General features: G+C 33.7%; 23 protein-coding genes. 11 read left to right on the forward strand and 12 right to left on the reverse strand.

All coding sequences use genetic code 11. From position 1 onward, the window contains the following. Nucleotides 1–224 precede the first annotated feature (224 nt). Nucleotides 225–770, reverse strand: coding sequence for a hypothetical protein (locus GWR14_RS20680; RefSeq protein WP_163411048.1), 546 nt, complete (start codon nucleotides 768–770; stop codon nucleotides 225–227). Between the two features lie 279 nt (nucleotides 771–1049). Between GWR14_RS20680 and GWR14_RS20685 the strand changes: the two genes are divergently transcribed. The 3 genes from GWR14_RS20685 to GWR14_RS20695 are packed head-to-tail and all read left to right on the forward strand — an operon-like array spanning nucleotide 1050 to nucleotide 3640. Continuing rightward, nucleotides 1050–1916 carry a chromate resistance protein ChrB domain-containing protein gene (locus tag GWR14_RS20685; protein WP_163411049.1) on the forward strand — a complete coding sequence of 289 codons (867 nt, stop codon included), beginning with the start codon at nucleotides 1050–1052 and terminating at the stop codon, nucleotides 1914–1916. Nucleotides 1917–1975: 59 nt separating this feature from the next. Next, nucleotides 1976–2473 carry a hypothetical protein gene (locus GWR14_RS20690; RefSeq protein ID WP_163411050.1) on the forward strand — a complete coding sequence of 166 codons (498 nt, stop codon included), beginning with the start codon at nucleotides 1976–1978 and terminating at the stop codon, nucleotides 2471–2473. Nucleotides 2474–2476: 3 nt separating this feature from the next. Then, the gene (locus tag GWR14_RS20695; protein ID WP_163411051.1) at nucleotides 2477–3640 is read left to right on the forward strand and encodes a chromate transporter; all 1164 of its coding nucleotides are present in this window, start codon (nucleotides 2477–2479) and stop codon (nucleotides 3638–3640) included. Nucleotides 3641–3765: 125 nt separating this feature from the next. Here the strand turns inward: GWR14_RS20695 and GWR14_RS20700 are convergent, their stop codons facing one another. After that, complete coding sequence (locus tag GWR14_RS20700; RefSeq protein ID WP_163411052.1) at nucleotides 3766–4869, reverse strand: AI-2E family transporter; 1104 nt, start codon at nucleotides 4867–4869, stop codon at nucleotides 3766–3768. 33 nt (nucleotides 4870–4902) lie between these two features. Further along, the gene (locus GWR14_RS20705; protein ID WP_163411053.1) at nucleotides 4903–5607 is read right to left on the reverse strand and encodes an ion channel; all 705 of its coding nucleotides are present in this window, start codon (nucleotides 5605–5607) and stop codon (nucleotides 4903–4905) included. A gap of 592 nt (nucleotides 5608–6199) precedes the next feature. Between GWR14_RS20705 and GWR14_RS20710 the strand changes: the two genes are divergently transcribed. Next, nucleotides 6200–6634, forward strand: a complete 435-nt coding sequence (locus GWR14_RS20710) for a PepSY-like domain-containing protein (RefSeq protein WP_163411054.1) — start codon at nucleotides 6200–6202, stop codon at nucleotides 6632–6634. Between the two features lie 84 nt (nucleotides 6635–6718). On the opposite strand, the gene GWR14_RS20715 is transcribed toward GWR14_RS20710, so the two are convergent. From GWR14_RS20715 to GWR14_RS20750, 8 genes are all read right to left on the reverse strand, one after another. Next, nucleotides 6719–7855, reverse strand: a complete 1137-nt coding sequence (locus tag GWR14_RS20715; RefSeq protein ID WP_163411055.1) for a peptidylprolyl isomerase — start codon at nucleotides 7853–7855, stop codon at nucleotides 6719–6721. A gap of 35 nt (nucleotides 7856–7890) precedes the next feature. Next, nucleotides 7891–8967, reverse strand: coding sequence for a peptidylprolyl isomerase (locus GWR14_RS20720; protein ID WP_163411056.1), 1077 nt, complete (start codon nucleotides 8965–8967; stop codon nucleotides 7891–7893). Nucleotides 8968–8983: 16 nt separating this feature from the next. Continuing rightward, nucleotides 8984–9622 carry a gliding motility-associated peptidyl-prolyl isomerase GldI gene (gene gldI / locus GWR14_RS20725; protein WP_163411057.1) on the reverse strand — a complete coding sequence of 213 codons (639 nt, stop codon included), beginning with the start codon at nucleotides 9620–9622 and terminating at the stop codon, nucleotides 8984–8986. Between the two features lie 4 nt (nucleotides 9623–9626). Then, nucleotides 9627–10631, reverse strand: coding sequence for a DHH family phosphoesterase (locus GWR14_RS20730; RefSeq protein WP_163411058.1), 1005 nt, complete (start codon nucleotides 10629–10631; stop codon nucleotides 9627–9629). Between the two features lie 197 nt (nucleotides 10632–10828). Beyond that, nucleotides 10829–12097 (reverse strand): voltage-gated chloride channel family protein, encoded by a 1269-nt coding sequence (locus GWR14_RS20735; RefSeq protein WP_163411191.1) that lies wholly within the window; start codon nucleotides 12095–12097, stop codon nucleotides 10829–10831. Between the two features lie 138 nt (nucleotides 12098–12235). Further along, nucleotides 12236–12622 (reverse strand): RidA family protein, encoded by a 387-nt coding sequence (locus tag GWR14_RS20740; protein ID WP_163411059.1) that lies wholly within the window; start codon nucleotides 12620–12622, stop codon nucleotides 12236–12238. A 164-nt stretch (nucleotides 12623–12786) separates the two neighbouring features. Then, nucleotides 12787–13092 (reverse strand): chaperone modulator CbpM, encoded by a 306-nt coding sequence (locus GWR14_RS20745; RefSeq protein WP_163411060.1) that lies wholly within the window; start codon nucleotides 13090–13092, stop codon nucleotides 12787–12789. After that, entirely contained in the window at nucleotides 13085–13999 is a 915-nt protein-coding gene (locus GWR14_RS20750; RefSeq protein ID WP_163411061.1) for a DnaJ C-terminal domain-containing protein, read from the reverse strand. The genes GWR14_RS20745 and GWR14_RS20750 overlap by 8 nt, the downstream gene beginning before the upstream one ends. A gap of 317 nt (nucleotides 14000–14316) precedes the next feature. On the opposite strand from GWR14_RS20750, the gene GWR14_RS20755 reads away from it, so the two are divergent. Then, complete coding sequence (locus GWR14_RS20755; protein ID WP_163411062.1) at nucleotides 14317–15033, forward strand: hypothetical protein; 717 nt, start codon at nucleotides 14317–14319, stop codon at nucleotides 15031–15033. Between the two features lie 114 nt (nucleotides 15034–15147). On the opposite strand, the gene GWR14_RS20760 is transcribed toward GWR14_RS20755, so the two are convergent. Next, nucleotides 15148–15675: a hypothetical protein gene (locus GWR14_RS20760; protein WP_163411063.1), complete on the reverse strand. Its 528-nt coding sequence runs from the start codon at nucleotides 15673–15675 to the stop codon at nucleotides 15148–15150. Between the two features lie 208 nt (nucleotides 15676–15883). Here GWR14_RS20760 and guaA point away from each other — a divergent pair, with 208 nt between their 5' ends. The 6 genes from guaA to GWR14_RS20790 all read left to right on the forward strand — a co-directional run bounded on the left by guaA (nucleotide 15884) and on the right by GWR14_RS20790 (nucleotide 24124). Continuing rightward, a complete protein-coding gene (gene guaA, locus GWR14_RS20765; protein WP_163411064.1) occupies nucleotides 15884–17413 on the forward strand; it encodes a glutamine-hydrolyzing GMP synthase in 1530 nt (509 codons plus the stop codon). Nucleotides 17414–17476: 63 nt separating this feature from the next. Beyond that, nucleotides 17477–19381 (forward strand): muramidase family protein, encoded by a 1905-nt coding sequence (locus GWR14_RS20770; RefSeq protein ID WP_163411065.1) that lies wholly within the window; start codon nucleotides 17477–17479, stop codon nucleotides 19379–19381. A 95-nt stretch (nucleotides 19382–19476) separates the two neighbouring features. Continuing rightward, nucleotides 19477–21558, forward strand: coding sequence for a PBP1 and LysM peptidoglycan-binding domain-containing protein (locus tag GWR14_RS20775; protein WP_163411066.1), 2082 nt, complete (start codon nucleotides 19477–19479; stop codon nucleotides 21556–21558). Then, nucleotides 21558–21959, forward strand: coding sequence for an OsmC family protein (locus tag GWR14_RS20780; protein WP_163411067.1), 402 nt, complete (start codon nucleotides 21558–21560; stop codon nucleotides 21957–21959). The genes GWR14_RS20775 and GWR14_RS20780 overlap by 1 nt, the downstream gene beginning before the upstream one ends. A gap of 79 nt (nucleotides 21960–22038) precedes the next feature. Continuing rightward, entirely contained in the window at nucleotides 22039–22275 is a 237-nt protein-coding gene (locus GWR14_RS20785; protein WP_163411068.1) for a DUF3820 family protein, read from the forward strand. A 235-nt stretch (nucleotides 22276–22510) separates the two neighbouring features. Beyond that, nucleotides 22511–24124, forward strand: a complete 1614-nt coding sequence (locus GWR14_RS20790) for a CTP synthase (protein WP_163411069.1) — start codon at nucleotides 22511–22513, stop codon at nucleotides 24122–24124. The last annotated feature ends 15 nt before the right edge of the window (nucleotides 24125–24139 follow it).

Raw genomic sequence — 24139 nt, forward strand, 5'->3', positions numbered from 1 at the left:
AATATCCAGGTTTTAGCCAAGTTTTAAGCCAATGAATTTAAAGTGAAAAGGGAGGTTTTTAGACAGTTTGACGTTCTGGTATTACATCAGGTTTGGAACTAAATTAAGCCCATTCTTCGGATTTGGCCAAATCATAATAAATACAAAACTATCTTTACATTAAGCCAATTGCCTAAATCTGTTGTAGCTGTTGTAGCTGTTGGCAGTTCGGCAGTTTTATTTTCTTATTCTTGAACTTTCAATGTAGTTGCTAAAATTTTAGTTGATTTTGCAATCTCCTCAAATGACTTTAGATATTTCTTAAATTCCAAATCATTACTAGTTGACAATACTACAGTAACAATTGTATTCTTGCATTCAATAATTAGTAAGCATTCTTTCCGTTTATTTTGATATTCGTATGTTACTATTTTATAATTTCCATTTGAGTAATTGTCTTTTTTAATATTTTCAAATTTCAGGTCTAAACTTCCAATTTTTACTCCTTTCTCGTTTTCAACAAGATATTTATTATTTCCATCAATCCATTCATCTAATTTTGGATTAATATCATAATCAATTCCATAGGCATATATATAAGTTAAATTACTTACATTTTTTTCGTCTGGTTTAATGAAAAAAGGTAATTGGTCGTTTTGCGCTTGAATCCAATTTTGAGGTATTTCGACCAAGATTGTATGTTTATTTCCAATAATCATTTTAGATTGGCTATTTGAATAAGTTGAAAATATTAAGCAAATTGTAACTATGATTTTTTGTGTAATTCCCATTTATTATGTTTCCTTTGGTTAGATTCGGTTTTTTTCTGCTGACTGCCAACTGCCAACTCATTTATATGTCTAACAAAATCAGATCTATCATGCTGGTTTGGGATAGATAAGTCTGATAAAATAAACTTCTTATCTTGCGAATATAATAAATATCTCAATTGTTAAATGATTAATAAATAAGTAGCAGTTAATTAAAAAAATGTTTTTTGAAACGTTAATAAATAACTGTAGTTTCGTTTGAGATTTGAAAACCAATATTTCTTTTTAAATTATTTCAAAATGAAATGGATTACCAGAGAAAGACCAAAAATAGACAGAATTGCATGTCCATGGCTGATTAAAAAATTTGTAGATGCCGAGGCTGAATTTATTTATGTTCCGTTTGATGCCGTTTTAGACAAAGCGAAGGAACTAAACGCAATTCCGTTTGATGTTCCCAATGTCGAGTATACACATTATAATGAGCAGTGTACTTTTGATTTCATTATAAAAAAGCATCAAATTCAGGACCCTGCTATTTCCGTTATAGCCGGAATTGTGCGTGGAGCAGATACAGACAGGCATGATATCGCAAAAGAATCGGCGGGACTTTGGGCAATTTCAGCAGGACTTTCCTACAATATTACCGATGATTATAAATTGCTGGAAACCGGTATGGTTATATATGATGCTCTGTATAGCTGGGCTTCTCATTTATACCAACAGAATCATTTGCAAAACAGTCCGTTCGAAAAATTACTGCATGAAGTTTATAACAAACTGCTGAAAGAAAATAAATCTTCAGGAAAAACACCTTCATGGGTACAGGACTTAAAAGACATCATCCAGGATCAGATTGATACGCAGTTTACTTTCGATTTAAAGAAAATCTCAAATGAACTCGATTTGAATCCATCTTATCTTTCCAGGGAATTTTCTAAATATTTTGAAGATTTGAATTTTGGAGAATATGTCCGAAAACTTCGTATCGAAAAAGCAATTAGTCTTATTTCGAACTCTTCTCATACCTTAACCGAAATTGCCTACATGACAGGATTCTCCGATCAAAGCCATTTTACAAGGATTTTCAAACTGCATACCGGAAAAAATCCTTCGGCTTATCGAAAAAAAAATCAAAAAAGTAATTCAGATACAAAAGGTAAATAAGATTCTATTTTAAGTAATTACAGACTTTTAGTTTTGTTTTTGTAATTAAAAATAAAACGATGTCTTTAAAATTTACTTTTCTGTTTGCGTTAGTACTGTCGGGTCTAACTGCTTTTTCACAAACCACTTATCCAAAGATAACAGGCTACTTCGGAATCATGCATCCGATAGTAACTGTTAGTAGTGACGAAACCAATGTTAACTTCAGGGATTATTATGCAGTAGGTTTTCCAACAGGGATTAATATATGGAAAAGTGAAAAAATCGGTTTTTCTTTTGAAATTGTTCCGAATATCAAAGATGACGAAGGAACAGACAAAGTAAATAGTTTATTGTTTCATCCGGGAGTTTTAGTTGCTTTGGGAAAAGGATACACCTTCGTTGGTAGAGCCGCTTTTGAATCAAACGGAAGATATGGTTTTACACCTGTATTGAATAAAACAATAATTAAAAATCAGACTTGCAGTTATTATGTAGCAGTGCCATTGCCGGTGCGTTTTGGGAACGATCATCCTGCCACTTTTACCGCAGGTTTTCAATTTGGAATAGCTTTTTAAACCATGGCTACAGATTTGAAATATAGCTTAAAAGAACTGACCCTGTATTTTTTAAAACTGGGCACTATTGGCTTTGGCGGTCCGGTTGCCCTGGTCGGTTATATGAACAGGGATTTGGTTGAAGACCGTAAATGGATTTCTGAAGAAGAATACAAGCAGGGTTTGGCTTTGGCACAATTGGCTCCCGGGCCATTGGCTGCCCAGTTAGGAATTTATTTGGGATTCGTTCATTATCGTTTTCTGGGCGCAACTTTAGCCGGATTTGCATTTATACTGCCATCTTTTATAATGGTGGTATTATTGGCAATTGTTTATTCTTTGTATGGAAGTTTACCCTGGATCCAGGCGGTTTTTTATGGAGTAGGGGCAGCCGTGGTCGGAATCATAGCATTGAGTTCTTATAAACTTACCTTAAAGTCTGTCGGTCAGTTTAATTTGGCATCTTTAAAATCAAAATGGTTATTGTGGTTCTTTTTTATTTTTGCTGCAGTAATAACTTATGTTACCGAAGAAGAACAGGTTTTATTGTTTATAGCTGCCGGAATAGTTTACATGATTCTAAAATCGCCTCCGAAATGGTGGAATTCGAGGGTAGCCAATTCAATAGCACTTTTTCCAATTACCTTTTGGAGTTATGAAAGTACAACGCTTCTTAAAATAGCGGTTTTCTTCGCCAAAGCAGGTGCTTTCGTCTTCGGAAGCGGATTAGCTATTGTTCCGTTTCTGCATTCGGGAGTAGTGGTTGAAAACAATTGGTTAACAGAACAGCAATTTTTAGATTCAGTGGCTGTAGCCATGATTACTCCTGGTCCGGTTGTCATAACAGTTGGGTTTATAGGTTATCTGGTTAATGGCTTTTTAGGAGCTTTAGTAGCGGCGCTGGCAACATTTTTACCTTGTTATTTATTTACGATTGTATTGGCACCCTATTTCAGTAAAATTGCCAAAAACAACTCGGTCAATGCATTTGTTGAAGGGATTACAACAGCTGTAGTAGGCGCATTGGTCGGTTCTGTAATTGTTATTGCGACACGAAATATTATAGACATTCCGACCTTGCTTATAGCTGTAGCCACAATTGTTACCTTACTTTATTATAAAAAAGTTCAGGAGCCTTATCTGATTGTGATTTCGGCAATTTTGGGGATGTTTATAAAGATGCTATAAATTTAATTCATTGAGTGTAACTCAAACAAAGTGTCAGGCTGAATGTAGTAGTCGAAGCCCTCTTATTAGTAAAAGCCTTCGACTGAGCTCAGGATAATCTCATTTTTTTAATTATTTAAATGATTTTAATCAATTTTACCTGGTGTACTGGTATTCGTTTCTGCTTCAGTAACATTTTGAGGAGTATCATAAAGCCAGGCAATAAACAGTTTGTAGCCGATAGAAAATATAATTGGTCCAACGAATAAGCCCACAAAGCCCGACATCATAAATCCGCCGATTACACCAAGAAAAATAACCAGCATCGGTACAAGAGCGCCTTTTCCTAAAAGCAATGGTTTAAGTACGTTGTCTGATAATCCGCTGAAGATGAAAAAGATTGTCCAGCCAATAGCTGCTGTAGTATTGTCTAATGAAAACAAATAAGCTATCACGCCAAGATTAACAATAATAGGACCTATCTGAATGATGGAAAGTATCAAACACAAGAGCGTCAGTACACCTGCAAAAGGAACTCCACAGCCAGATAATCCAACTGCCTGAATCAGGGTCTGAATAATGGCAACTCCCAATATTCCTTTAAATACCTGAAATGTGGTTGAAACAGAGATGTTTAAAACTTCTTCGCCTGCTTTACCTGCAATTCTTTTGATGAAATTAACAGCCAGATTTTGTGCACTCGTAGATACCATCAATACTCCGGCAATAATTATGGAAAGAATCACCTGCAGCAAAGCAACAGTTGAACTCAGAACGCCGCCAAGTAATTTTTTGGATAGTTCTACAATTTGTTCTTTGTATTGCATCACTCCGGCTTCTAAATCGGTTGATAATGCATACAAGAGATCGTATGCTTTTTCGCCTATCAAAGGCCAGTCCTTAATGTTTTGACCCGGCGTTGCGACTTTCAAAGTACCATTTTCAACTCCGGCTTTCAGTTCAGTAATAGTTTCGGTAATCGAATTTACAAAAATGACTGTTGGTGCAATAATGATAATCAATATGACAGCAATAATAATGAATGAAGCAAGGCTTTTACGCCCTTTTAGTTTCTTTTGAAGAAAATTGAATACAGGATATAATATGATTGCCAGTATGATTGCCCAAAGAATCGGCATCATAAAAGGCAATAGAAGTTTGATGCAAAATCCTAAAATAAGGAAAATTATTCCTAACTGTAAAATGACTTCAAAAAGTTGTCTGCTTTTGTATGGGGTTGAATTTTCCATAAGAATTGATTTTAAAGATTAGTTAAAATATCATTATTGTTTTAGTTGCTTTTTTGCTTTGTTTTCATTGGCATCCGAAACCAGTCGGCCAATAAGGATTACAGGGTATAAAACCCCGATTATAGTTTCTGTCTGTACCATTGATCTTGCAAATGGATGTAAAGGCACAATTTCTCCAAAGCCTGTTGTGGTGATCGTTATATAACTAAAATATAGAAAGTTTGCCTGTAGCGTATTGCTTTCAAAAGCAGGTAAGGTAATCTGGAAAGCACCCGGAATGTGCTCGTAGATAAGTAAATATATAGCAGACCACAAATGAGCAAAAATCATATAGACGACTATAGAGCCAATAACCCTATATCCTGTGATTGGTCCCGGTTCAAAGACCTTTTTCAAAACCAAAAAAATCAGCAATGCAAAAGTGGCAATCGTAAATATTATTTCGGCTAATGAAACAAATGGAGCGGAACTGAACACAGAAATCCATTCAAAAATTACAAACAGTAAAGGGATCGCAAAAACTAAAAATGCCTGTTTTCTTGATCTGGATAAAGAAATAATTCCTGCTATCAGAAACAGCATCCAAAAGATATTAAGAATGACCATAAAAAAAGCATAATTCCCAAATACCGGAATCAGGATAAATTGCATAATAAATAATAAGACCAGCATTCCGCTTAGCCCGCTTTCTTTACTCCATAAATGATTCAGGAAACGGTATTTTTTATGTTCTTTCATGTTTTTAAATTAGCTGAATGGCTAAGTTGGCAATTTTAAGCTGGTTATTGTTTTGAATGCCTAATTGGGTGGGGCTTCACTCAGTTTTATAATCTGTGTATCTGAAATGCTATTTTGTTGCGCAAATGTTTTTGCACTCACTAAGAAGATTAAAACCAAAATTAAAAAGTCTAATTTTTTGTATCGAAAATTAGTCATCCGTTTTATCTTTTATTAGAACAGAATACAATCAACTATAAATTTTTCTTTCTTTTAAATATGTTAAAAATTGCGTGTTAAAATGAATTCAATTATATGATTACAAATAAAATGTTAAAATTTAATTAGATAAATGTAGTAATTATTTAATTGTTTTTCGAATTAATAACCTGATTTTTAAGACGTTATGTTTTTTTTGATTTAATGAGAAGTTTGTAGATGTCATAATAATGGAAAATCTAATTATAAGAGCTGGTTTCCATCAGAGAGCTTTGTTTCTTAAGAATATTTTGACTTTTGGTTCAGTATAAAAAACTAAAGGTTTCTTAAATTGGTTTGAATGCGTTTTTTATTATTGTAAATTGTTGAATATGATAACTTTAATGTAGTAATTATGAAAGCGAAAATAATCACAGTTGCACTATTACTTGGATTTGTAATATCGACAAAAGCTCAGAAGAAAATAGAAGTTGAAGAATTACCGAAACCGGCGCAGGAATTTTTAAAAAAGCACTTCAGTCACACCACGGTTGAAATCGCTAAAAAAGATGCAGAACATGGTGAAAAAGGATACGAAGTAAAATTGAAGGATGGTACTGAGGTAGAGTTCTGGAAAGACGGATCTTATCGTGAGGTTGACGGAGATGATAAACCAATTCCGACAGCATTTATTCCTCAAAATATAAAAGATTATGTGGCAAAGCATTATCCAAACGAGAAAATCACCCACATTGACTACGGGCATAAAGACCTTGACGTAGATTTAACAAACAAAATTGATCTTGAATTTACGAAGGAAGGGAAATTTATAAAAGGTGAAAAAGATTAAAATATCTGTTCTTTTAGTACATAAAAACAAAACTCCATTATTTATAATGGAGTTTTGTTTTATAAATTAGTTTTAAAACAAGCTTTATTGTTGTTTAACAGAAGTTTCGATTTCAAAAATCAGGGTTGCATTTGGCGGAATCACACCTCCGGCACCAGCTTCTCCGTAAGCTAAATTTGAAGGCAAAAAGAAGATTGCTTTATCTCCGTCTGCCATCATATCAAGCGCTTCAATAAATCCCGGAATCATACCGTCTTTTTTGCCAACAGTAAAAGGAAAAGCTTTGTAACCACCCTGAGCATCTCTGTTGGCATTATATTTTCCATATGCTTTTTCTACATTAGGCATACTGCTGTCAAAAAGATTTCCGTCTTCAAAATATCCGGCATAATGAAAATAAATAGTAGATCCTTCAGCACCTTTTACACCAGTTCCTTTTTGTGTAATCACATATTTTAAACCAGATGCTGTTGTGGTAGCTTTTGCTTTGGTTGCTGCAAAATATGCAGCTTTGTCTTTAACTACTTTTTGAGATTCTAATTTTTTTGCTTCTTCTTTTTTAGCATCGTCAGCGATAACTTTCAGAGCATCAAATTTTTTGGCAGCAGCTCCTTTTCGGGTAATGGTAATTTTTGTCATGATATCGTCCTGAACAATTTTATTTACATTGTCCATTCCTGAAACAACATGCCCAAAAATAGTGTGTTTGCCGTTTAACCACGGAGTTTCTTTATGAGTGATAAAAAACTGGCTTCCGTTAGTAGCCGGTCCGGAGTTGGCCATAGCCAAGATACCGCCTTTATCAAATATTAATTCTTTTACAAACTCGTCTTTAAAAGAATATCCTGGACCTCCTGATCCATTTCCTTCAGGATCACCACCCTGAATCATAAAATCATTGATTACTCTGTGGAATTTTAAACCGTCATAAAATGGTTTTCCTTTAAGTCTTTCTACTTTTACGTTTGGATTTTTACCTTCTGCCAAAGAAATAAAATTAGCAACAGTAACAGGTGCTTTTACATATTCTAAAGTCAAAACGATATCGCCTTTTGTTGTTGAAATCGTAGCAAAAATACCTTCGTTTGGATTTGCCTTTGGGGCTGTTTTTGTCGCTGGTTTTGCAGCCGTTGTTTTAGGTTTGGAAACAGGCTTTTTTGTTGTTTGCGCCTGGATATTAAAAACTGCCAGACAGAATAAAAATAGAAATTTAAATTTCATTGTGTTTAATTTTAATCAATATTGGTTAAAAAAAATTATGGTTTTTCAAGTAGTTGAACTTCAAAAATAATATTCGCATTTGGCGGAATAATACCTCCGGCTCCTGTCTCTCCATAAGCTAAATGTGACGGAATGAAAAGTACAGCCTTATCTCCAAATGAAAGTTTTTCAATCCCTTCAATAAATCCCGGAATCAGACCAGACTTGCTTCCGGCAGTAAATGGGATTGCCTGATACCCGTTTGCATCTGCTTTTTCCTGAATGAAATTTCCAAATGTTTTTGCTACATCTGCTGAGCTTGTGTCAAATAAAGTTCCGTTTTCTAAGAAACCAGAATAAGGAATGTATACCTGAGTTCCGTTTGCTGGCTTTTTACCAGTTCCTTTTTCAGTTATTACATATTCTAACCCTGAAGCTGTTTTTGTAGCTTTTGATTTTAAATCAGCATAATAGGCTACCTTTTCTTTTTCTGCTACTGCATATTTGCTTCTTTCTTTAGCGATATCAGCAAAATAATCATGAAACACTTTTACAGCATCAAATTTTTTAGCCTCTTCGCCATTTCTGATAATAGTTACAGAGACAACAGTATCACCCTGAAGTACTTTGTTTACTACTTCCTGATTTTTTGCGTCAATAACATGTCCAAAAATAGTATGCTTGTCATTTAGCCATGGCGTTTCTACGTGTGTGATAAAAAACTGGCTGCTGTTTGTTCCGGGACCATTATTTGCCATTGCCAAAAGACCTGGTTTGTCAAATTTTAAATCGCTAAATTCATCCTTAAATTTATAGCCAGTATCGCCAGAACCTGTCCCTTCAGGATCTCCGGTCTGAATCATGAAGTTTTCAATAACCCTGTGGAATTTTAATCCGTCAAAAAAAGGTTTCTTTTTTAGGTAATCTTTGGTCACAAATTCATTTTTACCTTCTGCCAGCGTTACAAAATTAGCAACAGTTATAGGTGCTTTTTTGTAATCTAACTCAACTATAATATGACCTTTGTTGGTTTCAATATCGGCATATAAACCATCAGGCAGATTGCTGTTTTCGTTTTTACAGGAATAGAATGATGTGACAGCCAACAATAATAATAAAATTCTTTTTTTCATTTTTAAAGATGTTGTTTTATGGGGTTAAGGTGTCTTTTTTAGTTTCATTTGCCGGTTTCGATGCTGTTCCGGCTTTCGTATTTGGCGTACCAGGAGAATCTGCTGCAGGATCAGGTACAAAATTTCGAAGCGTAACGGTACACATTAGGGACTGATTCGTTCCAATTTTTTTGTTGTCTCCGTGATATCCATAAGCAATATGTGACGGAAAGAGGAATGTTACAGTTTCATTTTTATGCATTAGTTTGATACCATCACGTAATCCCATCATAATATCCTGTTTGTCTACATAATAGGTTTGTGGACCCAGCTCTGCTTCAGAATATATGATTTTACCGTTAATGTCTTTTATTTCTAAATTAAAATAAGCAATATCTCCTTTTCTGGGAGTCTGAGTATCGGTTGTATTTTTTTCGTCGTAGTACAGCCAATATCCTTTTCGGGTAGCATAATACTTAACTTTAGGATTGCTTTTAATAATTTTCTTTATCACATCTTCCTCACTTGCTACAAGCTTTTTGTTTCGGTCAGCCGATTTTTTCATAAAAGTTCCCGAAGCCTGCGAAATTGGTCTTCTGGCTTCTTCCTCTTTTTTACAGCTTACCAATAAAACTGTAAAAAGTAAACTATAAATACTTAGTTTTAAATAGTTCATGGAGTTATATATCTAATTTAGTTACTAAATCTTCAAATTTTTTCACTGTTTCTTCCATCGAAGTTTCAGATCTTCCGCCGGCTGCATTGCTGTGTCCGCCACCGTTGAAATGATCTCTCGCAAATTGGTTTACATCAAATCCTCCTTGTGAACGGAAGGATATTTTAATAATACCTTCTTCTTTGTTTTCTATAAAAATAGCGGTAAAAATGATCCCTTTTATACTTAATCCGTAATTAACGATTCCTTCTGTATCGCCTTTCACATAATTAAAAGAGTCCAGTTCTTCCTGAGTTAACGAAGTATAAGAGGTTTTATGTTGCTCAAAAAGTTTCATGTTTTGAAGTGCCTGACCTAACAATTGCAATCTGCTGAATGAACTGTTGTCAAACAATAAAACCGGAATTTCAGTATTTTCGGCGCCTAAATCAATTAATTCGGCAACAATACGGTGGGTGTTTCCTGTGGTTTTAGGAAAACGGAATGAACCTGAATCGGTTAGTATTCCGGTATAAATGCAGGTTGCAATGGTTTTATCGATATCTTCTTTTTGATTTAAAAACAAAATGAAGTTATAAATCATTTCGCAGGTTGAACCAAATGAAGTATCTGAGTAAGTATAAGCTGCATAATCATGTGGCTTTTCATGATGATCAATCATGATGAATGGAGCAGTAAGTCTGGCTAAAGTGTGTTCCATTTCGCCGGTACGATGAAGGGCATTGAAATCAAGTGTAAAAATCAGTTCGGCTTCTTCTAATATTCTGGTGCAGTTTTCAATATCTTTTTCAAAGACTTTTACTGTTTCAGAACCCGGCATCCAGGCTAAGAAACCAGGGAAATCATTGGGAGTAATTACGGTTGGCTGATGATTGTTTTTAACTAAAAAATGATATAATCCTAATGTAGAACCCATAGCATCGCCATCTGGGCCTCTGTGCGGGATTATTGCAATTTTCTTTGGGGTTGCGAGTAATAGTTTTATCGCCTCAATATCTTGTATTTTCATAGTGTGCGAATTTACATTTTTTTAATGTAATGCTGAAATCATTTTACAGATTAACACACTTTTACCAATTATGAGTCAGGAGTTATAAGTGATGAGCTTGAATTGTAAATTTTGAAGCTGAAATTACTGTTTTGAAAAACAATTATGAAAGAATTTATTTTTTTGAGTACGAAAGTAACATTTGATTTATAATTCGTTTAGAAGTCTTGTAATTTGGAATTTTTTGTTTTGAAATTTACCTTTTGGTACAATTTATATTTTAAACCTTTCACAATTTGGGATTTGTAGATTCCTACAGAACCAGATGAGAAGTAAGCAATAGTACAGGCAATAGCAATAAAAATTCCAGACTGAAGCCCGAATAATTCCATTCCCATTATTGTACAGGCAATAGGGGTGTGGGTAGCGCCCGAAAATACCGCTACGAAACCTATTCCTGCCAAAAGTGCAATAGGCATTGGAATAATAAGTGATAAAGTGCTTCCTAATGTTGCACCGACAAAGAATAAAGGGGTTACTTCGCCGCCTTTAAAACCGGCTCCTAAAGTAAATCCGGTAAAAAGAATTTTAAGCAAAAAATCATACCATTCATTTGGATTTGAAAAGGAATCAACAATTACAGGAACACCAAGTCCTGAAAATTTTGTAAATCCGAAACCTGCGATGGCAACTGCTAAAATAATTCCCCCAATTACAGGACGGAGTGGTGGATATTTAATATTTTTTGAAAATAAAGAACTCCAAAAATGGGTGCTTCTTGCAAATAATAAAGCGGCAAGACCGGATAAAATGCCCAGAATTATGGTATAGAATAAAGTAGAAAAATCGAATTCTGAAACAAAAGGAATGCTATAATGAGTATGTTTTACATGCCAAAACTCAACTGTATAATAAGCAGCATAAGCAGTTAAAAAGGATAGAATAGCACTTTTAAAATTTATTTTACTAAAATATAAAACTTCTAAAGCAAAAACAGCCCCGGCCAAAGGTGTTCCAAAGACTGATGCAAATCCAGCACTGATTCCGAGAATAATCAGAATTTTTCTTTCGGAGTTATTTAATTTGAAAAATTTTGTAAACTGATCCGCAATGGCACCGCCCATTTGAACAGCGGTTCCTTCACGTCCTGCAGATCCGCCAAATAAATGGGTGAGTAAGGTTCCTAAAAGCACTAAAGGAGCCATTTTAAACGGAATTACTTTCTGAGGGTTTTCGTATTCTTCAAGTAATAAATTATTGCCTTTTACGACAGATTCACCCCAGTAATAATAACTTAAGCCAACTAAAAATCCGCCGAAAGGCAAAAACCAGATAATCCAGTCATGATGGAGTCTTAACTGTGTGACCCATTCTAAAGAAACTAAAAAAAATGCTGAAGCTGATCCTGAAAACAGACCAATTAAAGCACAAATAAGAATCCATTTTGGAATAGAAAGGAGTAATTGTTTTGGATTTTGGGAAGTCATTAAATTATCGGTACTGTTATTAACCACGAATTTCACAAATTTTCATGAATTTTAATTGCTTTAGCGCAGAAATAAATCTTTTTTTAATTCAGTAGCTAAAAATTATTCGAGCAAACAGGTGAAATTCGTGGTAAAATATTATTCCTGAACCACAGCTGTAAATTCAATTTCAACCAGATATTCAGGAGCAACCAGTTTGCTGATTTCATAAAAACCTGTTGTTGGTTTTACATCTTTAAAAAAAACAGCATGTGCTCTTGCTACGTCTTCAAAAGTAGAAATATTGGTAGTAAAAATTCGGGTTCTGATCACATCTTTCATTCCAACATTCAAATCTTCCAATACTTTTTCAATACGTTCCAGGATGTTGTAAGTTTGGGCGTAAGCGTCGTCAGCTTTCACTTTTTCGCCATCAACAATGGCTACTGTACCCGAAACTTCAATAATATTACCAATTCTTACGGCGCGGCAATATCCCATTTTGTCTTCCCAAGGAGATCCTGTTAAGATGTTTTCTCTTTTCATTTTTTGTGTTTTATTGAATTTGTTTTGTGAAATTTTAAATCAAATTCAGGTTAATTAAATACGCTGCAATTTATAAAATATGCCTGTCAAAACAGAGGAAATTGTTTGAAATGATTCTGTAATTAGCTCTTTTTTGTGATATTTTGTGTTTTAGTTTTTGATAATTATTCCGCTTCATTTTGCTCAAAAAGACGTAGTTTATTATGGGCTGTATTTAGATTTTGCTGTAAAATTTCAATCTTGTTCAATAAATGTGTAATAGCATCAATACCCTCCAGATTTATTTTGAGGTCATAATGCATTCGGATCATTTTTTCTATAACAGGAAGTTGATCAGGTTCTAAATATTCATTTTCATCCTGAATAATAATTTCCACCAGTCCATAATTATTAAGCTCAGTTATAAAAGTGTTTTCAATTTCGTGATACAGACAAAACTGCTTTATCTGAATTAAATTTTTACTATTCATGATTTCTTATTTTAGATAATTCCTGAAACAATTCTTTTTCTTTTTGAGATAAACCGGTTGGAATTTTTAATTTGAAAGTAATAAACAAATCTCCAAATTGGTTTTCTTTTTTGTATACCGGAAACCCTTTTCCTTTTAGTTTAACTTTTGTTCCGGTTTGTGTTTCAGGAGAAACTTTTAGTTTGACTTTTCCATCAAAAGTATTTACCTGAATTTCACCTCCTAAAACAGCTGTATATAAATCAAGTTCGGTTTCTGTATATAAATTGTTGCCTTCCCTTTTAAAAGCTGAATGGTTTTCGATTTGAAACGTGATATATAAATCTCCATTAGGGCCTTCGTTTGCACCCTGTCCACCATGTCCAGGGATTTTGATGATTTGCCCGTTTTCAACACCGGCCGGAATTGTAATCCGGATATTTTTTCCGTTAACGGTTAAGCTTTGTTTATGAGTAGTATAAACGGAAGTTAAATCCAATTGTAATTCGGCATTTAAATCCTGTCCCCTGTATTTGGTCTGGTTTCTGCTGCTTCTTGAAGATCCGTACATAGAATTAAAGAAGTCAGAGAAATCGCTTCCTGAAAAATCACCGCCGAAACCAGAAAAATCCTGATTACTTTGCTGTCCTGAATTTCGCTGTTGCTGATTCGGATCATAACCTGCTTTTTCAAATTCGTCAGCATGTTTCCAGTCTTTTCCGTACTTGTCGTATTTTTTGCGGTTCTCGGGATTACTTAAAACTTCATTGGCTTCATTTATTTCCTTGAATTTTTTCTCCGCTTCTTTATCATTCGGGTTCAGGTCGGGATGATATTTTCTGGCAAGCTTCCTGTATGCTTTTTTGATTTCGGCCTCAGTGGCTGATTTTGTGACTTCTAATATTTTATAATAATCTATATAATCCATCTTTGTAAATTTTTAAGATTAGTAACTTTATGTTGAAGTTAATAATAAGTTGTTAACTATCAAAGGGATGTGGGGATTTTGATGCGAAAAGTAAGGCTGATTTTTGAATCGGTTTGGATTTTGGAATTTTAAAATTGGAATTGATTTTTTGATAATAAGAAAGATAATTGGCAGGTTTTTTGTATCTAAAAATTAGCCTAATTTATTGTTATAAAAGTCATAAAGTTGTACCTGCAAATTAAATTATGCTATTTTTGCGATACATATTATTGATTTTATAAAATAAATTTAAAAGCCGATTCGATAATACTTTTTCAATGAAGCACATTTTATTTTTTATATTGTTTTTTACAGCTTTGACAGTTTCTGCTCAGGGAGAATTTAACTCAGGTTTTAAGGCTATTCCTGCTCCAAAGTTTAGTACTAAGCCTAATAAAAAAACACCGATTCCGGAAGTAAAAGACCCACAGGCTGAAAAAACAGATATCCCAGCTATTAAAACCCCAAATGTTTTTGATAATACCAGTATAACTCCAAAATCTAAATTTCAGATCGGAGAAGAAAAAAGCAAGTTTACCATGTCTACAGAAAACGATTTTGCAAATCCGGGTGATCGTTACGTTCCTAAAATGGAGAAAGATTTAGATAAGGCTTTAAAAGATGCCGGATTAAAGGAAGGCAGGGGAGAACTGGTCAAGAAAAATATTTCTTTGGGTGAAATTAGAACTAAATCAGCTTATTTTATTGTGAAATTAAGAGATTTTGGTGCTATCGATGGTGATTTGGTTAAAATTTCTTCTAATGATCAGGTGATTCAAAATCAATTGTTTTTGGATAGTAATTACAAACAAGTAAAAATTGTGCTTGTAAATGGTTTTAATAAACTGGATTTTGAGGCATTAAATATAGGCTCTTTAGGAGGGAATACTGCCGAAATTCAGGTGTATGATGATAAAGGTACTCTGGTGACCAATGATTACTGGAATAATCTTGCAGCTGGGTTTAAAGCCACAATTATTGCAACGAAAGAGTAATTTTTTTTAATATTAATATTATAAAGGTTCTAAGATGCTAAGTGAAAACTTTAGCCTTAGAACCTTAATGTATTTAGTATAAACTCTAACGGAAAAAAAGCTTAGTGTTTTAGTCTAAAGTGGATCCGCAGTAACTCTAAAATTCATTTTGGCTTTTACCGTAACATCGTTTGTCAGGGTCTCTTTTAGTGTGACCTGAGTTCTGATTTTATAATTATCTGCTTTAATGTACTGATCCAGCTTTTTGGAAGTACAGATTAAATCAATACTGTTTGCAGTTGTACTGATGTTATCAAGATAAGCTAATTCTGTTTCGTTAGAATCATTTGTTGATATATATAGGTGTATCGATTTTAAAAATGTAAACGTTTTGTCTGATGGATCAGAAATTGATAGTTTTAGGGATTTCAGTTTTACATCTTTTACCAGGTTTGCTTCTGTATTATTGTTTTCAAACTCAGAAGATGAATTTGTAGTTACGTCAGGAGTGTTAATTTCTGAAGGCAGATTGAGTGGAAAAGTGCTTTTAATTTTAATAGAAGCTTCGTTTGAAATGTTGAAAGTTAATAAGTCTTCGATAGCTTCACAAGAACTTAAAGATAAAGAAAGAAAAAGTGAAAGGACGATAAGTTTTGATTTCATAAATAATAGTTTTTTTCTACTTACGATTTTTTGTTGTGTTTGGATTTATTTTTAGCAACTAAGTTTCTGAATTGCTAAGATGCTAAGATTTATGTTGGTTTTAAGGATAATAACTCAGAATCTTAGGTACTTATTATATTGGAATCTCATGATTAAAAAAAATCAAAAATCAATTTTTCAATTTCGAATATAAAAAGTATTTTTGCGCATGCAACACAACGTACTTATTTTAGATTTCGGATCGCAATATACTCAGCTTATTGCGCGTAGAGTTCGCGAATTAAATATATTCTGCGAAATTTTTCCTTACAATCACATTCCAAGTGATTTATCAAGTTATAAAGCCGTAATTTTAGGAGGAAGCCCTTTCTCTGTTAGAGGAGAAGATGCACCACATCCTGATTTATCGCAAATTAGAGGTAAAATGCCTTTGCTTGCTGTTTGTTATGGTGCTCAATATTTAGCGCATTTCAGCGGTGGAGAAGTAGCAGCTTCTAATACCAGAGAATATGGTAGAGCAAACCTATCTTATATTAAAGAAGGTGAAACTTTCTTCGAAGGAGTTTCAGAAAACAGTCAGGTTTGGATGAGTCATAGCGATAGTATCAAAGCACTTCCAACAAATGCTGTAAAATTAGCAAGTACACATGATGTAGAATACGCAGCTTACAAAATCGAAGGCGAAACTACTTATGCAATTCAATACCACCCGGAAGTTTACCACTCAACTGATGGAAAAAAGATGCTGGAAAACTTCTTAGTAAAAATTGCTGAAGTTCCTCAAAACTTTACTCCAAATGCTTTCGTTGACGAAATGGTAGCAGAATTAAAAGAAAAACTAGGAAACGATAAAGTGGTTCTTGGTTTATCTGGAGGAGTAGATTCTACTGTAGCGGCTGTTTTATTAAATAAAGCAATCGGACAAAATTTATATTGCATTTTCGTAAATAACGGACTTTTACGTAAAAACGAATTCCAAAACGTATTAGATCAATACAAAGGAATGGGATTAAACGTAAAAGGTGTAGATGCCGGAGATCGTTTCCTTGGCGAATTAGCCGGAATCAGCGATCCTGAAACAAAACGTAAAACAATCGGTCGTGTATTCATCGAAGTTTTTGATGATGAATCACACTTGTTAGAAGATGTAAAATGGTTGGCACAGGGAACAATTTACCCAGACGTAATCGAATCTGTTTCGGTAAAAGGACCATCTGCAACTATTAAATCGCACCACAACGTAGGTGGATTACCGGATTATATGAAATTAAAAATTGTAGAACCACTTAGAATGCTTTTTAAAGATGAAGTACGAAGAGTAGGAGCTACATTAGGAATAGATCCAGAATTATTAGGAAGACACCCTTTCCCTGGGCCAGGATTATCAATCAGAATTTTGGGAGATATTACTCCGGAGAAAGTTAGAATTTTACAAGATGTAGATTCAGTTTTCATTGAAGGATTAAAATCTTGGGGATTATACGATAAAGTTTGGCAGGCTGGAGCAATTTTGCTTCCGGTAAACAGTGTTGGTGTAATGGGAGACGAGCGTACTTACGAAAAAGTAGTAGCGCTTAGAGCGGTAGAATCAACAGATGGTATGACTGCTGACTGGGTTCACTTACCTTACGATTTCCTTATGAAAGTATCGAACGATATTATCAACAAGGTAAAAGGCGTGAATCGTGTAGTTTACGATATTAGTTCTAAACCACCTGCAACAATTGAGTGGGAATAGTAGCATAATTTAAAATTAAGGTCTTACATTTGTAAGGCCTTAATTTTTTATAACCTACTATTTATGAGAGAATTTTTAACGATTTCTCTTGTGTTTATTTTGTCTTTTAACAAAATAGCTGCGCAAGATTCAATTATTGAGCACAAGATTCAAAAAGGGGAAACTGCTTATTTTATAGCTCAAAAGTATAAGGTTTCTGTAGAGGAGATTTACAAACTCAACCCCGAATCGCAAAACGGAATCAAAGACAACCAGATTATTAAGATTCCGGTTCATTCTTCACAAAAAATAAATCAGGATCAGCAAAATATTCACATAGTTGCTGAAAAAGAAACACTGTACGGATTATCAAAAAAATATAATGTTTCAGTAGAAGCTATTCAAAATGCAAATCCAATTCTTGCAAACGGACTTCAGGTTGGACAGGAATTAATTATTCCGAAAAGTGTTTTAAGTCTTTCTAAAACAGAGAATTCATCTTCTTCAAAAACAACACATTTGGTTGCTGCAAAAGAATCTTTATTTAGTATTGCCAGACAATACAATGTTTCTGTTCAGGATTTAGAAAATCTCAACAAAGAATTATTGCAAAACGGATTGCAGATTGGGCAGACCATTTCAATTCCGAACAAAAGAAAAACTTTAGACGGAAAAGTTCGCGTGATCAATCAGGAAACTATTTTTCATGTGGTTGAACCAAAAGAAACCAAGTTTTCGATTTCTAAAAAATACGGAATTTCAATAGATCAGTTAGAATCTCAAAATCCTGAAATCGTAAACGGATTAATTATAGGGAATAAACTGGCAATCAATACAACAGCAATAAAACCAACCAACGAAAGTGAAGAATTAATGCTGGCTCTTGCCGAAAAACAGGTTGTAGTTGAAAAAACGAAAGCCAAAACGGTTGAAATAGAAGATTTAAAAGACAGATTGACTGTTCAGAAAGAAATGAATCAGAAGATTATAAAAATCAATGATTTGAAAGTGAATCTGAACGACATGAATGGTTCAAAGGAAAATTCGGTTGAAAAATTACGTCTGGTTTTAGAAACTAATAAAAATGTTCAGGATATTTTAATGGTAAAACTGGATTCGCTTGTAAATACGATGAACAATGATTTGGTTGAGTTAAAGAGAATGGATGTTCTAAATGTTGAAGAGTCGAAACGTCTGGAGAAACAATCGTATGAAAGTATTGGAAAAACTAGCGAATTGTCTTCTCAATTGAAAAAAGAACTGGCCGAAAATCGAAAAGTTTATGCGGATTTGATGAACAAAGTTGAAAAGATTGCGGTTGAAGAGAATCAGGAATACAAGAAAAAAATCCGCGAAGGCGAGAAAAAAAATAATGTAACCTCTATACAGCAAAGACTTTCGTTAGAAGAAATCAAACGTTACAAAATTGAACAGGAGCAGGGTGATGCGCAAAACCAGCTTTTAATTGCAAAAATTGATTCGTTAGATATTCAGAAAAAAATTGAGGTAAAACGCCACATTAGCAAAGCCTCCTATTACAGTATGGAAGCAAGAAAGTTTGATGATAAGCTCGCTTTAATGAAGCTGAAAAAATATCAGGATGAAGCAATTAAAAAATCTGGATCTGCAGAAACTTCAAAAGCAGTATCACTGGAAGAAATGAAACGTGAACTAAAAGAAAATCCGTTTAAGAATGAAAAAAATATAAAAATAGAAGTTTTTGACAATCTTAAAGAAGTTCCAAATGGGTATTATCTGGTTTTAGGTACATTTACAGAATCAGCACCAAGAGACCAATTGATTATGAAACTGATTGATTCGGGTGATTTTAATGCCAGCTTCTTTTTTAATATCAACAGTCTTTCTTATTATGTTTATTCAGATAAGTATAATAACATGGAAGAAGTTTTGTACCAATGCAAGAAAAAGGAAGAAAATGAGTTATATAAAAACATCATTATTGCTAAGGCAGAAATCGATCTGAGGTAATAATTAGTAAAGAATTAACTTTCGGACTGATTTTTGTTTTAAGCAGAAATTAGTATCTTGTTCGCATTAAAGAATAATTGTTTTTAATATCTATTATGAAATATTTTTTCACCGCATTTTCTTTTGTTTTTTTTATAACATGTTCTGCTTTCTCTCAGGAAAAAGTGGTTAAATACACTGTTTCGAATGGAGAAACAATCAATCAGATTGCCCAAAAATTTAAGGTTACACCTTATGATATTTACCAGTTAAATCCGGATGCGAGAACCTCTTTAAAACCGAATACCGTTTTATTAATTCCTAATAATAACGGTAAAACGGCATCTGCTAAAAAAGAGGAAACTACAGCTAAAAAGGCAGGAAATACTAAAGAAGTGATTCATGAAGTACAGCCAAAAGAAACATTTTACAGTATCGGAAAAAAATATAGTGTTTCTGAAGAAGATTTAAAAGCTGCGAATCCATTTTTAGAAAAGACCGGTGTTCAGATTGGGCAGAAACTGGTTATTCCTGCAAAAGGTTCTGCTTCAAAAAGTGCTTCACCAACTGACAAAAAAGTGAAAGAAAAAGGATCTGAAAAATATGTTTATCATGATGTTCAGCCAAAAGAAACTAAATTTGGTATTGCCAAACAGTATAATATGACGGTTGAGGAGTTAGAAAAACGTAATCCGGAAATTGTTTCGAATTTACCTGTTGGATATAGATTGACGATAAAAGGAACAGCTCCAAAAACAGAAAGTACAGATTCAGTTGCAAATGTTACTAAAACAGAATCTAAAAAGCCTGTTGAAACTTTAAAAAAAGTAACAACTTACATGGAGTATCAGGTAAAACCAAAAGAGACATTCTATAGTTTAGGCAGAACATTTCATCTTACTCAGGAAGAATTAACAGAATTAAATCCGACACTTTCTGAAGGTGTAAAAGAAGGGATGGTTTTGAAAGTTCCGTCTGGTTATGTAGCTCCTGTGCCAATTATCGTAAAAGAAGAACCAAAACAAACTGAAAAGCCGACAGAGAATAAAGGAGGAATTCAAATTCTGGAAAAAGTAAAATCAGAAACTGTTTCTGCTGATCCGGAAGTGGTTGAATTAAGTAAAAAACGTGGACAGAACGGACGTAAAAAGCTGGTTTTGTTATTGCCTTTTAATATCGCAAAAATGCAGAATGATACAGTAGGTTTTGCTAATCGTGTAAAAACAGATAAATTTTTGAGTATGACCCTGGATTTTTACTCAGGAGCAATGATGGCTATTGATTCGGCAAAAACATTAAAACTGCCAATCGATATTTCGATTTATGATTCACAAGAGACAAAAAGTACTTCAAACATTCCGAGTCTGATTACGCAAAATAAATTGCAGGATGCTAATGCAATTATAGGACCATTTTATCAAACAAATGCGGAGACAACAGCTAATACACTACGTTTGCATGGTATACCTGTAATTTCGCCATTATCAAAAGATTCTGCTAATCCGATTGATAACTTGTACCAATCAATACCAACAAATGACGTAGTCAGAAATACGGTTTTTGATTATATGCGTTCTAAAAACGGTAATATTGTAGCAGTTGTCGACAAGAAAAAAGAGTCTGTTATCAATTATATCAAGCAAAATCAAAAAGGAGTTGTTTTTGCTTCGTTAACGGAAACCGGAGCTTTAGATGCTGCCAGTTTAAAAAGTTTATTGCTACCAAACAGAATGAATTATGTAGTAATGGAAACTGCTAATACTGCGATGGTAAAATATACAATTAAAGCTTTGATTGATGCGCAGAAAACATGTCAGGTACAGTTGGTAATTCTGGAGCCAAACAGTACTCTGGATACTGACGAAATTAGTTTTGAAAATTTGGTAAAATTAAAATTGATGTACCCGTCTGTTACACGTGAAAGCGATGAAGCAAAAGTGTTGATTTTTGAAAAAGAATACAAACTGAAGAATAAAGTAAATCCAAATACTTATGCAACCCGTGGTTTTGATGTAACCTTTGATACTATGATGCGTTTAGTTCAGGGAAAAACATATCAGGAAACAGCAGATTTAATGACAACAGAGCAAGTTGATAATAAATTTCAATATTATAAAAAAGAAGATGGCGGACACGCAAACAAAGGTGTTTACATTTTATATTATGATTCAGATTTAACTTTAAAAGTAGCAAATTAATGACATCAAAAGTAACCTATTTAGGCGATTTAAGAACAAAATCAATACATGTGCAATCAGGGAGTGAAATCATTTCTGATGCACCATTAGATAACAATGGAAAAGGAGAAGCATTTTCTCCGACAGATACAGTAGCAAATGCTTTAGCAAGCTGTATGTTTACTATTATGGGAATTAAGGCTCGTGATTTGAACGTAAACTTAGTTGATTCGACTGCTGAGGTAACTAAAATTATGAACGCTGAACCAAGAAGAATCGGTGCCATCGAAGTTGTTTTTGAATTGATAAGCAATGCCGATGAAAAAAGCAAAACAATCTTAGAACGTGCCGCAATGACATGTCCGGTATTTTTGAGTCTTCATCCGGATATTGAAAAAAGAGTTACTTTTAACTGGAAATAAAACACAATTACAGAATTTAAAGAAGCAAGAAAGAGGATGAATCGATATTCTTTTTCTTGCTTCTTTTTTCGTCTAAAAAATGGAACAAGAAAAAAAACAACTCATAAAACTAGCTCATACTAAAATGCCCTTTGGGAAATACGAAGGCAGATACCTGATAGATTTGCCAGAATATTATGTGGTATGGTATCATAATAAAGGATTTCCAAAGGGAGAATTAGGACAGCAGCTTCAGCTTATTTATGAATTAAAACTGAATGGTCTGGAAGATTTAATCCGGAATATTAAAAAGCAATATCCGAAACCGTTGTCTTAGAATTTTAGATTGTTGGATTTTTAGAATATTAGATTAAACTTTCATTATAATAGTTTGAAATGGAGTAAAGCATGAGGATATTTTAATACAACTTAAAGTTTCTTTTTAATTTGAAAAACAAAAAAATCCAGTAATCTAAAATTCTAAAAATCTAAGAAGTCTAATATTCAAATTGTCTAATTAAATTTGTACTTTTGCCAAGTTTTTTACACAACTACTTACAAATAACTACAGAATGAATCAAACAAAATATATTTTTGTTACAGGAGGTGTGACCTCTTCATTAGGAAAAGGAATTATTGCGGCATCTTTGGCGAAATTGTTACAAGGAAGAGGATACCGTACTACTATTCAGAAATTTGATCCGTACATTAACGTTGACCCTGGGACATTAAACCCGTATGAGCACGGAGAATGTTATGTAACAGATGATGGAGCTGAAACTGACTTGGACTTAGGGCACTACGAGCGTTTCCTGAATGTTCCTACTTCGCAGGCTAATAACGTAACTACAGGAAGAGTTTATCTTTCAGTTATTGAAAAAGAAAGAAGAGGAGAATTTTTGGGAAAAACGGTTCAGGTTGTTCCTCATATCACAAATGAAATCAAAGACAGAATACAAATACTTGGAAAATCTGGTGATTACGATATTGTAATTACTGAAATTGGAGGTACGGTTGGTGATATCGAATCTTTACCTTATATAGAATCTGTTCGTCAGTTGGTTTGGGAGTTAGGAGAAAATAACGGAATTGTTATTCACTTGACATTAGTTCCATTTTTGGCTGCTGCAGGTGAATTAAAAACAAAACCAACACAACACTCTGTTAAAACATTAATGGAGAGTGGTATTAAAGCTGATATTCTGGTTTGTAGAACTGAACACGAATTGTCTCAGGAATTGCGTCAAAAATTAGCTTTGTTTTGTAATGTGAAAAAAGAAGCTGTTATCCAATCAATTGACGCTTCTACTATATATGAAGTTCCAAATTTAATGCTTGAAGAAGGATTAGATGTTGTGGCTTTAAAGAAATTAGATTTACCTAAGAAAGCATCTCCGGATCTTAAAAACTGGAATACTTTCTTAAAAAGATTAAAAAGCCCAAAACATACTGTAAACATTGGTTTGGTTGGGAAATATGTAGAAATGCAGGATTGTTACAAATCTATTTTAGAGGCGTTTATTCACGCAGGCGCTGCAAATGAAACTAAAGTAAATGTAATTTCTATTCACTCAGAGCATATCAATGCTGATAATGTTGAAGAAAAATTAGGAACTCTTGATGGAGTTTTAGTTGCTCCTGGTTTTGGAGAAAGAGGTATTGAAGGAAAAATTGAAGCAGTTCGTTTTGTACGTGAAAATAATATTCCTTTCTTTGGAATTTGTTTAGGAATGCAGATGTCTGTTATCGAATATTCCAGAAATATTTTAGGTTACGCTGAAGCGAATTCTACAGAGATGAACGACAAAACGTCTCATCCGGTTGTAAATTTAATGGAAGAGCAAAAAAATGTAACTGATAAAGGAGGAACGATGCGTTTAGGTGCATGGAAATGTGATATTAAGCCGGATACTTTAGCTTATAAAATTTATGGTAAGACAACAATTTCAGAGCGTCACCGTCATCGTTATGAATTTAATAATAAATACGTTGATGAATTGCAGAAAGCAGGATTGAAAGCTTCCGGAGTTAATCCTGATACAGGCTTGGTGGAGATTGTAGAGTTAGAGAATCACCCGTTCTTTATTGGTGTACAATACCACCCTGAATACAAAAGTACGGTTGCAAACCCACATCCTATTTTTGTGAATTTCGTTGCAGCTGCTGTAAATGCACATAAAAAATAATAATTATATTCTAAG

It is taken from the genome of Flavobacterium ajazii (genome assembly GCF_010614725.1).
GTDB lineage: Bacteria > Bacteroidota > Bacteroidia > Flavobacteriales > Flavobacteriaceae > Flavobacterium > Flavobacterium ajazii.

Bases quoted from the DNA above. Each gene is read 5' to 3' on its own strand.
- GWR14_RS20680 (WP_163411048.1), bottom strand. From the start codon at position 770: ATGGGAATTACACAAAAAATCATAGTTACAATTTGCTTAATATTTTCA.
- GWR14_RS20685 (WP_163411049.1), top strand. From the start codon at position 1,050: ATGAAATGGATTACCAGAGAAAGACCAAAAATAGACAGAATTGCATGT.
- GWR14_RS20690 (WP_163411050.1), top strand. From the start codon at position 1,976: ATGTCTTTAAAATTTACTTTTCTGTTTGCGTTAGTACTGTCGGGTCTA.
- GWR14_RS20695 (WP_163411051.1), top strand. From the start codon at position 2,477: ATGGCTACAGATTTGAAATATAGCTTAAAAGAACTGACCCTGTATTTT.
- GWR14_RS20700 (WP_163411052.1), bottom strand. From the start codon at position 4,869: ATGGAAAATTCAACCCCATACAAAAGCAGACAACTTTTTGAAGTCATT.
- GWR14_RS20705 (WP_163411053.1), bottom strand. From the start codon at position 5,607: ATGAAAGAACATAAAAAATACCGTTTCCTGAATCATTTATGGAGTAAA.
- GWR14_RS20710 (WP_163411054.1), top strand. From the start codon at position 6,200: ATGAAAGCGAAAATAATCACAGTTGCACTATTACTTGGATTTGTAATA.
- GWR14_RS20715 (WP_163411055.1), bottom strand. From the start codon at position 7,855: ATGAAATTTAAATTTCTATTTTTATTCTGTCTGGCAGTTTTTAATATC.
- GWR14_RS20720 (WP_163411056.1), bottom strand. From the start codon at position 8,967: ATGAAAAAAAGAATTTTATTATTATTGTTGGCTGTCACATCATTCTAT.
- gldI (WP_163411057.1), bottom strand. From the start codon at position 9,622: ATGAACTATTTAAAACTAAGTATTTATAGTTTACTTTTTACAGTTTTA.
- GWR14_RS20730 (WP_163411058.1), bottom strand. From the start codon at position 10,631: ATGAAAATACAAGATATTGAGGCGATAAAACTATTACTCGCAACCCCA.
- GWR14_RS20735 (WP_163411191.1), bottom strand. From the start codon at position 12,097: ATGACTTCCCAAAATCCAAAACAATTACTCCTTTCTATTCCAAAATGG.
- GWR14_RS20740 (WP_163411059.1), bottom strand. From the start codon at position 12,622: ATGAAAAGAGAAAACATCTTAACAGGATCTCCTTGGGAAGACAAAATG.
- GWR14_RS20745 (WP_163411060.1), bottom strand. From the start codon at position 13,092: ATGAATAGTAAAAATTTAATTCAGATAAAGCAGTTTTGTCTGTATCAC.
- GWR14_RS20750 (WP_163411061.1), bottom strand. From the start codon at position 13,999: ATGGATTATATAGATTATTATAAAATATTAGAAGTCACAAAATCAGCC.
- GWR14_RS20755 (WP_163411062.1), top strand. From the start codon at position 14,317: ATGAAGCACATTTTATTTTTTATATTGTTTTTTACAGCTTTGACAGTT.
- GWR14_RS20760 (WP_163411063.1), bottom strand. From the start codon at position 15,675: ATGAAATCAAAACTTATCGTCCTTTCACTTTTTCTTTCTTTATCTTTA.
- guaA (WP_163411064.1), top strand. From the start codon at position 15,884: ATGCAACACAACGTACTTATTTTAGATTTCGGATCGCAATATACTCAG.
- GWR14_RS20770 (WP_163411065.1), top strand. From the start codon at position 17,477: ATGAGAGAATTTTTAACGATTTCTCTTGTGTTTATTTTGTCTTTTAAC.
- GWR14_RS20775 (WP_163411066.1), top strand. From the start codon at position 19,477: ATGAAATATTTTTTCACCGCATTTTCTTTTGTTTTTTTTATAACATGT.
- GWR14_RS20780 (WP_163411067.1), top strand. From the start codon at position 21,558: ATGACATCAAAAGTAACCTATTTAGGCGATTTAAGAACAAAATCAATA.
- GWR14_RS20785 (WP_163411068.1), top strand. From the start codon at position 22,039: ATGGAACAAGAAAAAAAACAACTCATAAAACTAGCTCATACTAAAATG.
- GWR14_RS20790 (WP_163411069.1), top strand. From the start codon at position 22,511: ATGAATCAAACAAAATATATTTTTGTTACAGGAGGTGTGACCTCTTCA.